General features: G+C 70.3%; 13 protein-coding genes and 2 tRNA genes. 10 read left to right on the top strand and 5 right to left on the bottom strand.

Annotated elements, in window-relative coordinates; genetic code table 11:
* Positions 1-67: 67 nt before the first annotated feature.
* The gene (locus tag ACPPVT_RS14860; protein WP_426561539.1) at positions 68-448 is read left to right on the top strand and encodes a VOC family protein; all 381 of its coding nucleotides are present in this window, start codon (positions 68-70) and stop codon (positions 446-448) included.
* Positions 449-1,175: 727 nt separating this feature from the next.
* On the opposite strand, the gene ACPPVT_RS14855 is transcribed toward ACPPVT_RS14860, so the two are convergent.
* Entirely contained in the window at positions 1,176-1,862 is a 687-nt protein-coding gene (locus ACPPVT_RS14855; protein ID WP_426561537.1) for a hypothetical protein, read from the bottom strand.
* Positions 1,863-2,034: 172 nt separating this feature from the next.
* On the opposite strand from ACPPVT_RS14855, the gene ACPPVT_RS14850 reads away from it, so the two are divergent.
* Entirely contained in the window at positions 2,035-3,270 is a 1,236-nt protein-coding gene (locus tag ACPPVT_RS14850; protein WP_426561535.1) for a sensor histidine kinase, read from the top strand.
* The gene (locus tag ACPPVT_RS14845) at positions 3,267-3,941 is read left to right on the top strand and encodes a response regulator (protein ID WP_426561533.1); all 675 of its coding nucleotides are present in this window, start codon (positions 3,267-3,269) and stop codon (positions 3,939-3,941) included. Before ACPPVT_RS14850 ends, ACPPVT_RS14845 begins: the two co-directional genes overlap by 4 nt.
* A gap of 55 nt (positions 3,942-3,996) precedes the next feature.
* On the opposite strand, the gene ACPPVT_RS14840 is transcribed toward ACPPVT_RS14845, so the two are convergent.
* A complete protein-coding gene (locus ACPPVT_RS14840; protein WP_426561531.1) occupies positions 3,997-4,905 on the bottom strand; it encodes a 3-methyladenine DNA glycosylase in 909 nt (302 codons plus the stop codon).
* 37 nt (positions 4,906-4,942) lie between these two features.
* On the opposite strand from ACPPVT_RS14840, the gene ACPPVT_RS14835 reads away from it, so the two are divergent.
* Positions 4,943-5,722 (top strand): fumarylacetoacetate hydrolase family protein, encoded by a 780-nt coding sequence (locus ACPPVT_RS14835; protein WP_426561529.1) that lies wholly within the window; start codon positions 4,943-4,945, stop codon positions 5,720-5,722.
* 6 nt (positions 5,723-5,728) lie between these two features.
* On the opposite strand, the gene ACPPVT_RS14830 is transcribed toward ACPPVT_RS14835, so the two are convergent.
* Positions 5,729-8,269 carry a glycosyl hydrolase gene (locus tag ACPPVT_RS14830; RefSeq protein ID WP_426561527.1) on the bottom strand — a complete coding sequence of 847 codons (2,541 nt, stop codon included), beginning with the start codon at positions 8,267-8,269 and terminating at the stop codon, positions 5,729-5,731.
* A gap of 132 nt (positions 8,270-8,401) precedes the next feature.
* Between ACPPVT_RS14830 and gltX the strand changes: the two genes are divergently transcribed.
* The 5 genes from gltX (at position 8,402) to ACPPVT_RS14805 (ending at position 12,254) form a co-directional block, all read left to right on the top strand.
* Positions 8,402-9,874 carry a glutamate--tRNA ligase gene (gltX, locus tag ACPPVT_RS14825; RefSeq protein ID WP_426561525.1) on the top strand — a complete coding sequence of 491 codons (1,473 nt, stop codon included), beginning with the start codon at positions 8,402-8,404 and terminating at the stop codon, positions 9,872-9,874.
* Positions 9,871-10,665 (top strand): HAD family hydrolase, encoded by a 795-nt coding sequence (locus tag ACPPVT_RS14820; protein ID WP_426561522.1) that lies wholly within the window; start codon positions 9,871-9,873, stop codon positions 10,663-10,665. Before gltX ends, ACPPVT_RS14820 begins: the two co-directional genes overlap by 4 nt.
* Positions 10,666-10,725: 60 nt before the next feature.
* Positions 10,726-10,797, top strand: a tRNA-Gln gene (locus ACPPVT_RS14815).
* A gap of 54 nt (positions 10,798-10,851) precedes the next feature.
* Positions 10,852-10,924 (top strand) — tRNA-Glu (locus ACPPVT_RS14810).
* Between the two features lie 109 nt (positions 10,925-11,033).
* Complete coding sequence (locus ACPPVT_RS14805) at positions 11,034-12,254, top strand: MFS transporter (RefSeq protein WP_426561520.1); 1,221 nt, start codon at positions 11,034-11,036, stop codon at positions 12,252-12,254.
* On the opposite strand, the gene ACPPVT_RS14800 is transcribed toward ACPPVT_RS14805, so the two are convergent.
* A complete protein-coding gene (locus ACPPVT_RS14800; RefSeq protein ID WP_426561518.1) occupies positions 12,251-12,916 on the bottom strand; it encodes a MerR family transcriptional regulator in 666 nt (221 codons plus the stop codon). The two genes, ACPPVT_RS14805 and ACPPVT_RS14800, sit on opposite strands and share 4 nt — an antisense overlap.
* 91 nt (positions 12,917-13,007) lie before the next feature.
* Between ACPPVT_RS14800 and ACPPVT_RS14795 the strand changes: the two genes are divergently transcribed.
* Positions 13,008-13,499: a DUF4188 domain-containing protein gene (locus ACPPVT_RS14795; RefSeq protein WP_426561516.1), complete on the top strand. Its 492-nt coding sequence runs from the start codon at positions 13,008-13,010 to the stop codon at positions 13,497-13,499.
* Between the two features lie 72 nt (positions 13,500-13,571).
* Here the strand turns inward: ACPPVT_RS14795 and ACPPVT_RS14790 are convergent, their stop codons facing one another.
* Positions 13,572-14,288, bottom strand: coding sequence for an IclR family transcriptional regulator (locus ACPPVT_RS14790; protein ID WP_426561514.1), 717 nt, complete (start codon positions 14,286-14,288; stop codon positions 13,572-13,574).
* Positions 14,289-14,327: the final 39 nt, after the last annotated feature.

The raw sequence follows: 14,327 nt of genomic DNA, 5'->3' as shown, positions 1-14,327 counted from the left end.
CGGCTGGCGATCCGCGCACGCGGTCACCGCGATTGCGCGGGGTGGCGTCGCCGGTCATGGTGATGGCATGTCAGTGCTGACGCCGTACATCGCCGTGGACGACGCGCGCGGGGCCATCGACTGGTACGTCGCGCACCTTGGTGCGGTCGTGACCTACGAGCCGATCGTCATGCCGGACGGCCGGATCGGCCATGTCGAGCTGGCCATCGACGGGGCCGGCTGGATGATGAGCGACGCCCACCCCGAGATCGACGTCGAAGCGCCGCAGCGCGACCGCGGCAACGCGGTGACCCTGCACCTGACCGTGGACGACGTGGACGGCCTGGTCGAGCGGGCCACCGCAGGGGGAGCCCGGCTGGACCGCGGGCCCGAGGACGGCGGCGTCGGCCGGGTCGCAGTGATCCGGGACCCGTTCGGCCACCGCTGGTTCTTCAACCAGGCGAGCTGACCGCGAGCGACGGGTTCAGGGCGTCTCCTGTACCCCAAGCTCGTGCAGGTCGTACGACGAGGAGCGCATGTCGAGCTCACGCACGTCCCTGGCTTGGATCGAGGCTCTCACCACCATGTGTCATCCGGTGATACATCGGAGAAGGTGGCACCAGATGTTGCTTTTCTCGATGCATGCCAAGTTTGTGATGGCGATGTCCGATGCAGACCTGCCCGTGCTGCGCGCCGACGCAACGCGTAGGCACAAGCCGTCACGGACGGACCGCCAGCCGGCTGAAGCCCTGCTGCGTCTGCGGACGGGTGATCTGGGAGCTCACGAGAAGGAACGGTACCGGCGGAGGTCTAATGGTGGCGCGACGCGACGGCCACGAACACTCATCGCATGAGGCGGGTTCTTGCGCCCGCTCGGCAAGCGGCGAAATGACTCGGCCGCCCAGCTGACCTACACCCCTGTCAGTGTGAACGCCGCCCAACTCCAGTCGAGCTCGCTGGGGCGAGAATCGGAGATGGTCGCGGCTGGTGGAGTGTCTAGCACTGGCCCATGCGCGCTCAATCCCGCGGGGCGGCCGAGAACGCGCAACTGCGCCTGTCGGAGTGCCGCCGCCGGTCGATCTGTGCTTTGAGTTAGTAGGTAGCGGTACAAGGGAGCCGGCGTGACGCAGTTTCCCACCGGCACTGAAGCGGCAGAGGGTGCCATTTCGTCGGTGAGCTTCCTCGATGCCATGGCCTCAGGACGATGACGGCGCTGCGACTCCGGGTGCCGTTGTCACCGAAGCGCTCGGCGCGGAGCGCAGGAGCTGGATAGCGGCGAGGAGCAGCCACAGTGCGTAGACCGGTGCGCTGACCGGTCCGATCACTGCGGCCAGCACCAGGATAGCCCCGGCGACGGCCGTCGCTCGCGACATCGTTGTGCCCCAGAGCTGGGGAGTCGCACAGCGGGAGAGCCCGATGAGAGCGAGCCCGGTGGCGGCTGTTCCTGCTGCCATGGCGAGGTGCCCGGCCTCGCCGAAAGCCTCGTAGACAGGCAGCGGTACAGCCCGCGAGGTTGGGGCGGCGAACGCGGCGTCCAGTGATGCGCCGGCCCAGGCGACTGCCTGGCCGGCAACCGCGGCAGCCACCATGAGGTCGCGAGCGAACCCCGGCTCAACACGACCTCTGAGGCCAGTGACGAGCAGAAGCCAGGCCAGTCCACACACCAACATCAGCAACCAGGAGGCGGCGAGCAACGGACCTCGGTTTCCCAGGAAGTCCTGCAGCTGGATGTCGTTGGCCGCGTCCTGCTGGGGGGCTACGAGGATCGCGCCCACATAGGCAGACATGGCCGTCAGGGCGGCAGCGCCGATCCAGCGACGTGACGGTGCATCCGTAGTCGGGCAAGGCGCCGACTCGGCCCTGCTGATGGGTTCGGTGCTCATGGTGATCCCTTCCGATGTGCTGCACCCATGGCCGTTTGGCCGGGGATGAGAAACCTAGGCACCGGTGGCCAGCCGCGCGTCCGCCTACGGTCTGGGTGTATCCACCCGGCGCTGGACCCGGGTCCGCCTTACGAGGGGCGCAGGTGAGGCCTGCTGTCGCTACGGTGCAGGCATGGAATGGCTGCGCACCCTAGCCAGGTCGCGCTGGACGGTGCCGGGCCTGCTGGTCGCGTTTTCCCAGTGGGAGGTCTGGATCTCCGGACCCACGAATCTGGTGGGTCCACGGTGGGCCGCCTCAGCGACGCTGGGAGCGGCGTCGATCGTTCTCGCAGGTCGCCGCCGCGCCCCGTTGACGACCCAGCTCGCTGCTGCCGCGATCACCAGCGTGCCGTGGCTTGTCTGGGGATCCTCACAGGCCGGCTCGTCGTTCTTCATCGGGGTGATCTCGACCTACGCTGTCGGGCGCTGGGGGCGACGTCCGCCCGCCTACCTGGGGATCCCGATCGCCGCGGCCTGGGCGCTGCTGCAGATCGTGCGCGACCCGTTGCAGGCGGGCGCGTCCGCCGGATGGGGTTGGGTGCTGTATGCGGTCATCTCCTGGGTAGCCGGGGCGTGGGTGCGGCAGAACGCCGAGCTGCAGAACCGACGCGACGGCGAGCGGGCGAACCTGAGCCGGGCAGAGCTGGCCGAGCAGCGACTGGGCATTGCCCGGGACCTGCATGACGTGCTGGCGAACAGCCTTGCCGTCATGGTCGTCCACGCCGAGGCGGCCGAGGAGGTTCTCACCGCCGACCCGGCCCGAGCCGCCAAGGCGCTGCATCGCATCCAAACCGCGGGTAGGGACGCGCTGCGCGAGGTCCGCTCGTTGCTCGCTCCATTGCGGGCTGCGGGTGAAGGCGACTCGACCGCCGATGCGCCAACCCAGGTCACGACACCCGAGCATCCACGGCCGGAACCCCGGGCCGGTCTGCTGGACATCGACACCCTGGTGGACAGGATGCGGGACGCGGGTCTGCCCCTGGAGGTTAGCCGCCGAGAACGTCGCGGCGTCCCGCCCCAGGTGGGCGAGGCGATCTACCGGGTGTTGCAGGAGTCGCTGTCCAACACCGTTAGGCACGCGGGGCTCGTCGAGACCCACGTCCACCTGGACGTCGAGGCCCAGGCGATCACGATCGGCATCGAGGACGACGGTCCGGCGGGGACTCAGCCGTCCGTTGATGGCGGCGGGAACGGCCTGCCCGGAATGCGTGAGCGGGTGGAGAGGCTAGGCGGCACGTTGCAGGTGGCCTCGCGTCCAGAAGGCGGCTTCGCCGTGCGCGCCACCGTCCCACTGGACGAGCCGGACGCGGACGCGCTCGCCCACTCCCGCCAACGCCGGTCGCCGACCTCGACCGAGCTGCCCCGATGATCCGGATCTGCATCGCCGACGACCAGGAGCTGCTCCGCGAGGGTCTGGCGCTCATCCTGGACGCCCAGCCGGACATGGAGGTCGTGGCCCACGCGAGTGACGGCGTCGAAGCGATCGCCATCGCCCGCGAGTACCGCCCAGACGTGCTCATCATGGATATCCGGATGCCACGCCTGACCGGAGTAGACGCCACCCGCCGGATCGTGGCGGACAAGCTCAACACCCGCGTGTTGGTGCTGACCATGTTCGACCTCGACGAATACGTCTACGCCGCCCTACGCGCCGGCGCCAGCGGCTTTCTCCTCAAGGACTCGCCGCGAGCCTCGATCATCGCCGCCGTACGGTCCGTCGTCGCCGGAGACGTCTTGCTGGCGCCGGAGGTCACCCGTCGCCTCATCGAGCTCTACTCGACCGCCGGTGATCTCGACGTTGCCCCGCCGGGGGCTCTTCAAGGGCTGACCGATCGCGAGCGGGAGGTGCTCACGCACCTCGCGACGGGGCAATCCAACCTCGAGATTGCCGACAGGCTCGGGATCGGCGAGGCCACTGTGAAGACACACGTGAGCCGGCTGCTCGCCAAGCTCGGTCAACGCGACCGCGTCCAGCTTGTGGTCTGCGCCTACGAGACCGGCGTGGTCAGGCCCGGCGGCCCAACCCCCCGCCAAAGCTGACGACGAGGATGGCCGATCCCTACGTGTCCCCGGGGGAGCCGAGCGACTGTCGGCCTCAGAGCGATCGACAGGCGTCAAGGACCTCGGAGCGTAGGACTTGCCCGCGGGATGTGAGCTCTCGTTGAGCGCGAACGTACTCAGCTCGGCCGGCGGTGGTCTCGATGGGTATTGATGTCAGGCCAAGACCACGCAAGTCATAGGGCGATGCTCGCATGTCCACTGTCCTGGCGTCCCGTGCCAGGGAAAAGCAGGCCGCCACAACGGACGACGGCACCAGGGGCAGCAGCTGGAAGGACCACTTGTAGAGGTCCATCGTGGCGTGCAGGCAGCCCGGCTGCTCGAGCGTGACCTGCTCGGACCGACTGGGCTGCAACGAGTTCAGCGGCCGAGCCGACGGAGTGAAGAAGCGGAACGCGTCGAAGTGGCTGCAGCGCACCGGTTGTGCCTGCACCACCGCGTCCGTCCCCGCAGGGCCAAGGCGCAACGGCCAGTCCTCGTGCCGCTGCTCACCCTCGGCCAGTCCGTAGACCATCGCCCACTCGTGCATCCCGAAGCAGCCGAGCTGGGCCGGCCGCGAGATCGTCGCACCGAGCAGCGCGGTGACGAAGTCGACCGTCGCCCCACGATCGGTCAGGAACGCCGACACATCCACGCCGACGCCGTGCGCCGTCGTCCCGTCCGGCAACCTCACCTCGCGCTCGACGTACCAGCGCCAGTCCAGCCGCTCCCGGGCCGCCTCGCCGAGCAGGACGGTCGTGCCCCCCGGGTGCCAGCGCCGCAGCTTGGCCGGGCGGAAGGCGTAGTAGGTGAACAGGAAGTCCTCGACCGGGTGCTTCTCGCCGCGTCCGGCGCGCTCCAGGCGGGGTGCCGTCCACGCGTCGACCTGCGTGTGGTGCGCCGACTGCTCGGCCAACCAGACGCTCTCGGGCAGTGCGCGCTGCGCGACGCCCGCCACCGGTGCCATGAGTCCAGGGTAGGGCGGTCCGGGTAGCCTCGCTGACGTGCGCATCGCGAGATACACCACCGGTGAGGACCCCACGTACGGCGTCGTCGAGAACGACGGAGGCCGGCTGGTGCTGGCCGAGGTGCAGGGCGATCCGCTCTACCAACCCATCGTGTTCACCGGCGTCCGCACGCCGCTGGACGACGCGCGGCTGCTCGCCCCGGTGATCCCGCGCAGCAAGGTCATCGGCATCGGCAAGAACTACGCCGACCACGCCGCCGAGATGGGTGGGCAGGCGCCGGCCGAGCCGTTGATGTTCCTCAAGCCCAACACCTCGGTGATCGGCCCCGGCGACCCGATCGTGCTGCCTCGCCAGTCGCAGAACGTGCACTACGAGGGCGAGCTAGCGGTGGTGATCCGGCGGATCTGCAAGGACGTGCCTCTCGAGCGGGTGGCCGACGTCATCTACGGCTACACCGTCGCCAACGACGTCACCGCCCGCGACCTGCAACGCAGTGACGGGCAGTGGAGCCGGGCCAAGGGCTTCGACACCTTCTGCCCGCTCGGCCCGTGGATCGTCACCGACCTGGACGCCAGGGACCTGGCCCTGACCACCCGGCGGGACGGCGAGACCGTCCAGGACGGACGGACCAGCCAGATGGTGCACGACGTCGCCGCTCTGGTGGTGCACGCGTCGGCCGCGTTCACGCTGCTGCCCGGCGACGTGATCCTGACCGGAACCCCTGCGGGGGTTGGCCAGATCGTCGCCGGGCAGCGCGTCGAGGTCGAGATCGAGGGCATCGGCACCCTGTCCAACCCCGTGGTCACACGGGACTGACCAGCATCAGCTGATCTTCCACAGCCCCCTTCCGTGGGTCGCCGCCACCAGGTAGCTGCCATCGGGGGAGATGGTCAGGTCATTGGTGGAGGCGTTCGGCAGGCCGCGGCCGGTCAGCGACCACGAACCGGGTGCCGACAACGAGGTGGAGAACACGCCGACGTCGGTGCCGACGACGAGCTTGCCCTTCCAGATCACCAGGTCGTTGACCGGTGCGTCGGGCAGGTTCCCGCTGCGGTCGGCCCAGGTGGTGCCGCCGTTGTGGGACTCGAACACGTGACCCACGCCGGCCCCGGGGATCCAGCGCCGCGAGAACGCCCCGAACGTCGCGTACACGTGCTGCGCGTTCGCCGGGTCGATGGTGATCGCGGTGGGGATGCGGTTGGGCAGGTTGGGTGCGCTCACCCGGTGCCAGCTACCGCCGGCGTTGGTGTCGATGCCGGACACGAACGGAGCCGCCCCGCCGGGGTTGCACCCGTTGCCGCACCAGCCTGCGTACGTCGTCGAGCCGACCGTGGCCACGGACGTCGACTGGGCGCCGTCGCCGAGGTCGCGCACCGACTTCCAGTCGCACAGCCGGGTGCCGCACGTGGTGGACCAGCCGAGAGAGTGGTTGTCCCAGACCAGCTGTCCACCGGCGACCCAGTGCTTGCTGTTCGTCGGGTCGGCGGAGAACGGTGCGATGAACCGGGGAGCCGGGTCGCACGGGTCGGGGGTGAACTCGACGTTGCCGCAGGACGGCGAGATGGTCCGGTACGAGCGCGTCGTCCCGTCCGTCCGTCCGCCGTTCGTCGTCAACGCCATGTTCAGGTCGACGTACTCGTTCACTGCGTTGTCGCCGTTGGCCGGGTCCACGATGACGTCGCCGCCGTCGCCCCCGAACGGCGAGACCATCTGCGCCAGGCCGGGCCGCAGCAACGAGACGCCGTTGTCCTGCAGGCCACCCCAGACATAGTCGCCGCTTCCGCTGGGAGCCTTGCCGATGCCTGCGTAGTAGTACTGCAACGTTCGCAGGGTGGAGTTCAGCGACTTCCACGACACCGTGCCGCGGTCGGCTACCTGGTGCCGGTACAGGCCACCGTCGTTGCCGAAGTAGGCGGTTCCGTCAGCGGCGATGGCCACCGCGTGCTGGTCCGGGTGCGTGGTCCCCGGGCAGGTGTCCAGGGCCGGGTCGACGTTCCAGCAGGCCAGCGGGAAGTTCCAGTACGGACCGATGACCTTCCAGGTCGCGCCGGCGTCGCTGGTCTCGTAGATCTCCTCGAGACCGAGGTACACGTGCCGCGAATCCTTCGGGTCCACCTGCACGTACTGGTCGTACCAGGCCTGGCCACCCGGGTCGCCGCCCGACAGCGCCAGCGTCGAGCCGGCGTTCACGAGCGTCTCGTCGTCCGCGACCTGGGTCCACGGGCCGGCCGGGTTGCCGGACGCGGAGCGGAAGACCCCGCCGAAGGTGACCGTCTGTGGGTCCTCGACGACGGCGAACAGGTTGCCGCCGCCGGCCCCCCACGACATCGTCGCCCGCCCGAGGATCTCGGCCGGGATGCCCTGAGGCGTCACCTTGGTCCACGAACCGGCCGCGCCGCTGTTGTGCGAGACGTAGAAGCCGTTGAACGAGGTGTCGTCCGGCAGGGTGCCGCCGCGCCAGCCGAGCACGGCCAGCACGTCCTTGCCCGCCGTGCCGGGACGCACGTCGACGTCGGTGAAGAACGACGTGCGGTACGGCGAGCCGGTGGGGTTGGGGTCGGGCTTGAGCACCGTGTTCCACGGTGCGCTGCCACCGCCGGTCGACCGGCGCAGCATCCCCGAGCTCGTCGAGGCGAGCACGTGCCCGTTGCCGTCGAAGGCGATCGCGGACACCAGGCTGTTGTCCAGCTGCTGCCCGACGCGCTGCCAGTGGTTGCCGTGGTCGGTGGAGCGGAAGATGCCGTCTCCGGCGTAGTTCTCGAACGCGGTGTTGGCCTCGCCGGTGCCGACCCAGACGGAGTGGTCGGCCGGGTTCACCGTGATGGCACCGACTGCAAGGTTCGGTTGGTCGTCGAACAGCGGGGTCCAGTGCGCGCCGCGGTCGGTGCTGCGCCACACTCCGCCGTCAGCGGCGCCGGCGTAGATCCGCGAGCCGTCCACGGCCAGGGCGCTCATCCGGCCGCTGACCAGGCCGGAGCCGCCACCGGAGTTCGACCAGAACGGGTCGCGGTAGCCGGAGGCGTCCGACTGGTAGGGCTTGGTGGTCAGCTCGGCCCAGCGGGCCGAGGCCGACGGGAGGGCGGCCGCGCTGGCCCTGGCCTGGGTGAAGGCTGCAGAGCTCACGGTGGCGCCCGGTGCGGTGCGGACCGCGCCGTAGTCGAGGTCGCGCTGGAGCAGCTCCTGCGCCTCTTCACCGCCGCCGTCGGCGTCGCGGGCGGCCGGGTTGTGTGCCGACAGGGAGTGGGGGAGGAGCCCGGTGGGGCCCGGATGGGGAGTGGCGGCGTTGCCAGGGGACGCCACGAGCAGGGAAGCGGGTAGAACAAGGGTCGCGATGGTGATCGACCGCAGGCGGGACCGTGCCATGTGGATCCTCACAGGGCAGCAGGGTGCGCGCCTCGAGGCAATCGCGCGACGCGCGTGGACGACCGAGAGGCTACGCCCGTGCCCGGTCCGCGGCCAGTGACGATTGTCAGGCGTCGATAGGCTGGTCGGACCATGAGCGAATCCCTCGGCCCAGTCCGCCTGCGTGTCGCGCCGTCCCCTACCGGGGACCCGCATGTCGGCACCGCCTACATGGCGCTGTTCAACCTCGCGTTCGTCCGCCAGCAGGGCGGCCAGTTCGTGGTCCGGATCGAGGACACCGACCGTGCCCGCTACCGGGCGGACAGCGAGCAGCAGCTGTACGCCACCCTGTCCTGGTTGGGCTTGCCCTGGGACGAGGGTCCGGACAAGGGCGGCCCGTTCGCGCCGTACCGGCAGTCCGAGCGGCTGGACACCTACCGCCCCTACGTCGAGCAGCTGCTGGCCGACGGGCACGCCTACTACTGCTGGTGTTCGCCCGAGCGGCTGGCCCAGATGCGCGAGGCGCAGCAAGCCGCCAAGCTGCCGACCGGCTACGACCGGCTCTGCTATGGCAAGAGCCGCGAAGAGCGGGCCGAGCTGCCCGGCTTCAGCGACGTTCCGGTGGTGCGCATGCTCATACCGGACGACGCGCCGCTGACGTTCACCGACCTGATCCGCGGCGAGGTCAACGCCCCGCGGCCCGACGACCAGGTGATCCTGAAGGCGGACGGCTTCCCGACCTACCACCTGGCCGTAGTGATCGACGACCACCTGATGGGGATCACCCACGTGGTGCGCGGCGAGGAGTGGATCAGCTCGACCCCCAAGCACGTGCTGCTGTACAGCTGGCTCGGCCTGCCGATGCCGAACTTCCTGCACATGCCCTTGCTGCGCAACGCGAACCGCTCGAAGATCAGCAAGCGCAAGAACCCGGCGGCAAGGCTGACCTGGTTCATCGAGCAGGGCTACCTGCCGGAGGCGCTGCGCAACTTCCTGGCCCTGCTCGGCTACTCCATGCCGGACGGCGAGGAGGTGTTCTCGTTCGACGACATGGTCGAGCACTTCGACTGGCAGCGGGTGAACACCGTCGGCCCGTTCTTCGACGTCGACAAGCTGGACTGGCTGAACGGCCACTACATCCGCTCGATCGACGAGGCCGACCTCGCCGGGCGGCTGCTGGACCGACTGCGCCTGGACGGCGTGGTCACCGGCGAGCCGACCGAGCGCGAGCGGGCGGTGGTCGCGGCCGCCACCCCGCTCGTCCAGACGCGCATGGTCCGGCTCAACGAGGCACCGGGCATGATCGGCTTCCTGCTCGTCGCGGACGACGACCTCGTCGTCGAGGACGACGCGCTGGCCTCGCTCAAGGAGGACGCCCCGGCCGTGCTGGACGCCTCGGTGACCGCACTGGAGGCGTTGCCGCAGTGGGAGACAGCAGGGATCGAGGCCGCCCTGCGCGCCGTGTTGGTCGAGCAGCTCGGCATCAAGCCGAAGTTCGCGTTCGGGCCGCTGCGGGTGGCCGTCACCGGACGTCGCGTCTCGCCGCCGTTGTTCGAGTCGATGGAGATCCTGGGCCGAGAGTCCAGCCTCGCCCGGATCCGGGCCCTTCGCTCGCGGGTCGGATGAGCGCAGTGCTCGGCGACCTCGTCGACGGCGTCCTGCTGGACATCGACGACACGCTGGTCGACACCCACGCCAGCTTCGCGGCCGGCATGGGCGCGGTCGCCGAGCACTACCTCCCGCACCTGCACGAGCACGGTCCGCGCAGGGCCTTGGACCACTGGTTCGAGGACCGCGGTGGCTACTACGACCGCTACGCCGCCGGCGAGCTGGGCTTCCTGCAGCAGCGCCGGCTGCGAGCCGACGCGCTGCTGTCGGACCTCGGCGGCACGAGCCTGGACGACGAGTCGTTCCTGGAGTGGAACGCCGTCTACGAGCGAGCCTTCACGGCGTCCTGGGTGGCGATGCCGGGTGCGGTCGAGCTGGTGGACGCGCTGAACGCGGCGAACGTGCCGCTGGGTGCCGTGACCAACCACGAGAGCGCCTACCAACGCGAAAAGCTGATCCGCTGCGGGTTGGGCGGGCTGCCGGTGCTCGTCGGGGTCGACACACTGCACCTGGCCAAGCCGGACGCGCGGGTGTTCCAGCACGCCTGCGAGCTGGCCGGGCTCGCTCCGGGGCGCACCGTCTACGTCGGCAACGACCTGCAGGTCGACGCGATCGGTGCGCGGGACGCCGGCCTGCACGCGGTGTGGTTGGACCGCGGCCTCGATCACCGGGGCCGTGCCGGTGTGACGCCTGCGACGTCGCGGGCCTTCGCGGCAGGCGTGCGAACGGCCCGGTCGTTGGCCGAAGTGGCGCGGTGGCTGGGTCTGGCCGGGGTCGCCGATTTGGGAGAGGGGACCACCGGACGCTAGTATCGGCGGTCGGGTCACGACCGGCCGGTGGGTCACTCACCAGCAGGGGTGATACCCCCTTGGGGTATGGTGTAATTGGCAGCACGACTGATTCTGGTTCAGTTAGTCTAGGTTCGAGTCCTGGTACCCCAGCGAGATGATCAGCCCGGCAGGCCGGGTACGATCTCTCTCAGCGTCACCAGCTAGGGCCCCGTTGTGTAGCGGCCTAGCACGCCGCCCTCTCAAGGCGGTAGCGCGGGTTCGAATCCCGTCGGGGCTACGTCAGCGAAGACCCTCGTCCATTCGGGCGGGGGTCTTCGTCGTTTCCAGCATCCGGACACCGCTCCGTCCCGGGATGAAACCGCACCCGACCGAAGGTTCGAGCAGTCGTGACCCGCACCCGCACCTCCACCGCCCTGGCCTCCCTTGCCGTCGGGGGCTTCGCGATCGGGACGACCGAGTTCGTCACGATGGGGCTGCTGCCTCAGATCGCCGAGGGCGTCGGGGTGTCCATCCCGCAGGCCGGACGGGTCATCTCGACGTACGCACTCGGGGTGGTCGTCGGTGCGCCGCTGCTGGCCGTGCTGACCGCGCGGGTCTCGCGCACCCGGCTGCTACTGGTGCTGATGGCGGCCTTCAGCCTGGGCAACATCGCCTCCGCGCTCGCGCCGACCTACGAGACCTTGCTGGTGGCCCGGTTCGCCGCGGGCCTGCCGCACGGCGCCTACTTCGGCATCGCATCACTGGTCGCCGCGTCGATGGTGGACCCGTCCCGTCGCGGCCGGGCCGTGATGATGCCGCTGCTCGGCCTGACCGCCGCGAACGTGATCGGGGTCCCGGCGTCCTCGTTCGTCGGCCAGGAGCTCGGCTGGCGTGCCGCCTACTGGTTCGTCGCGGTGGTCGGACTGGTCACCGTGCTGCTCGTCTGGCGCCGGGTGCCGCAGGTCGAGGCGACGGCCGGTGCCGCGCCGCGCTCGGAGCTGCGGGCGCTGGCCAGCAAGCAGGTCTGGCTGACCGCGGCCATCGGGGCCATCGGCTTCGGCGGCATGTTCGCCGTGTACAGCTACATCGCGCCGATCCTGACCGAGGCGGCGCACTGGTCGCAGCGCAGCGTGCCGCTGGCGCTCGCGTTGTTCGGCGTCGGCATGACGATCGGCACGCTGCTGGGCGGCCGGGTCGGGGATTGGTCGGTGCCGGGGGCGCTGCTGATCGGATTCACGGCCACCCTGCTCACCCTGCTCGTCTTCCCGCTCGCGGCGGCGTCCGGCTGGGGTATCGCGATCGTCGTGCCGCTGCTGGGAGTGGTCAGCTCGATAACCGTCAGCGGGCTGCAGCTGCGGCTGATGGACATGGCCGGGCCGGGCGCGGCCTCGCTCGGGGCGTCGCTGAACCACTCGTCGTTGAACCTGGCCAACGCCGCCGGTGCCTTCGCCGGCGGGCTGGTGATCGAGGCCGGCCACGGCTGGACCTCACCTGCCCTGGTGGGCGCCGCGATGGCCGCTGTCGGTCTGGTGCTCTCGGTGGTCAGCGTGCTCGCTCAGCGGCGCGCTCGGGCGCGCCCGGACGCGGACCGGGTGCGCGCCGCCGAGCCCGCGCAGGTACCGGCCTAAGCGCTTGCCCAGTCGTCGTGCAGGTCACCGGGAGGAGCCGGCGGACGAAGGTCTGCGAACCGGCTCGCGCTGACGTCCTCGTGCGCGAGCCGGCGCAACGAGAGCAGCAACGGCTCGCGCAGCAGGGTGCCGAGCACGACGTGCCGAGCCGCGGCCGCGGGGGACGTGGTGGGCACCGAGTCGACGTCGAGCTCGGCAACGTCGTGCGCCGCCTCGGCGTAGGCGCGCACGTGCTCGGGTGTCATGGTCAGCCCCGAGTCCGCCAGTCCCGAGATCGCCCGCTGCAGCTGGGCCAGCGCCGGGGACCTCGGGTCGATGTGCCAGCCGAGCTCGTCGACGAGGCTGCGGGCGGCGCTCACGTCGACGTCGTCGTCCAGCCCGTCGCCCAGGCCCACCGCGGCCCAGTGCGCCACCCCGAGCAGCTGGTGCCAGGTGCTCGGCGGGTTGTCGATGCTGGCCACCACCCGGCGGACCTGGGCCAGCGACAGGCCCGCCACCTCGACCAGCGAACGCACCAGCCGAAGCCGCTGCACGTGCCTGTCGTCGTAGGTCGCCTGGGTGGGCGCGGTCGCCTCGCCCTGGGGGAGCAGTCCCTCGCGCAGGTAGAACTTGATCGTCGCGACCGGCACGCCCGTCGCCGCCGCCAGTCCGGAGATCCGCACCTCACGCTCCCTCAAAGCCCTTGACGCTAGGACGAACGGAGAGTATCACTATCCATTAACGGAGAGTGTAACTATCCAACGGAGGCCGGCCATGGGGGCAGGTTCGAAGATTCGACCGGGGCGATGGACGGACAGCCACGACGACGCGGTTGTCGTGTTCCTCATCGGGATGACCGTGAACCAGTGGTGGCGGCTGGACAAGTGGTGGCCAGTGTTCACGGCGATGCCCCGCATGCTGGCCGAGCTGAGCAAAGACCCGGCCAGCGGCCTGCTCGGGTTCCGGTTGCTGCTCGGGTCGCGGGGGCCGACCGTCGTCCAGTACTGGAGCGACACCGAGTCGCTGCTGGCCTACGCGCACGACACCGATCTCGAGCACCGCAAGGCTTGGCGGGCATTCAACCAGCGGTCGCGGACGGCGGCCGGTGCGGTCGGGATCTGGCACGAGACCTACGCGGTACCGGCCGGCGGACACGAGACGATCTACAGCAACACCCCGGCCATGGGTCTGCTCGCTGCGACGTCCGCCGCGCCGGTCGCCGGGCGCACCGAGACCGCCAGCCAGCGGATGTCGGCGCCGCACTGAGCTGGTCGCCTTCGCGAGCTGTGCGGGCGCACCAATCACCGCACCGATCAGTGCACGGCCGCCTGCAGGAGCTCAGCTGGCGCGGCGCAGCACCTCGGTGAGCTTGTGGGCGCCCGCGATGACCGACGGCGCGTGCAGCCGCCCGGGCTGGCGGGACAGTCGCTCGATCGGACCGCTGATGGAGACCGCGGCGACGACGCGACCGGACGGTCCGCGCACCGGTGCGGAGACGGACGCCACCCCGGTCTCGCGCTCGCCGACGCTCTGCGCCCAGCCGCGACGACGGACGCCGGACAGCGCGGTCGCCGAGAACTTGGCTCCTTGCAGGCCGCGGTGCAGACGGTCCGGCTCCTCCCAGGCCAGCAGAACCTGGGCCGCCGAACCGGCGTGCATGGACAGCGAGCTGCCGACCGGGATGGAGTCGCGCAGGCCGACCGGGCGCTCGGCCGCGGCGACACAGATCCGCTGGTCGCCCTGGCGGCGGAACAGCTGGGCGCTCTCGCCGGTGTGGTCGCGCAGTGCGGCCAGCACCGGGCCGGCGGCGGCGAGCAGCCGATCCTCCCCGGCCGCGGCGGCGAGCTCGGCCATCCGCGGACCGAGCACGAACCGGCCCTGCATGTCCCGCGCCACCAGGCGGTGGTACTCCAGCGCGACGGCCAGTCGGTGCGCCGTGGGGCGGGCCAGGCCGGTGGCTGCGACCAGCTGGGCGAGCGTCGACGGGCCGGCCTCGAGAGCGCCCAACACGATGGCGGCCTTGTCCAGCACGCCGACTCCGCTAGAGTTGTCCATGCCTCGATATTGCCGTCTCACGTCATGAGATGCAAGTAC

This window comes from Angustibacter sp. McL0619 (genome assembly GCF_049994355.1).
In the GTDB taxonomy this organism is placed as follows: domain Bacteria; phylum Actinomycetota; class Actinomycetes; order Actinomycetales; family Angustibacteraceae; genus Angustibacter.
Note: the sequence above shows the minus strand (reverse complement) of the source record. Positions and strands in the feature narration are given on the sequence as shown.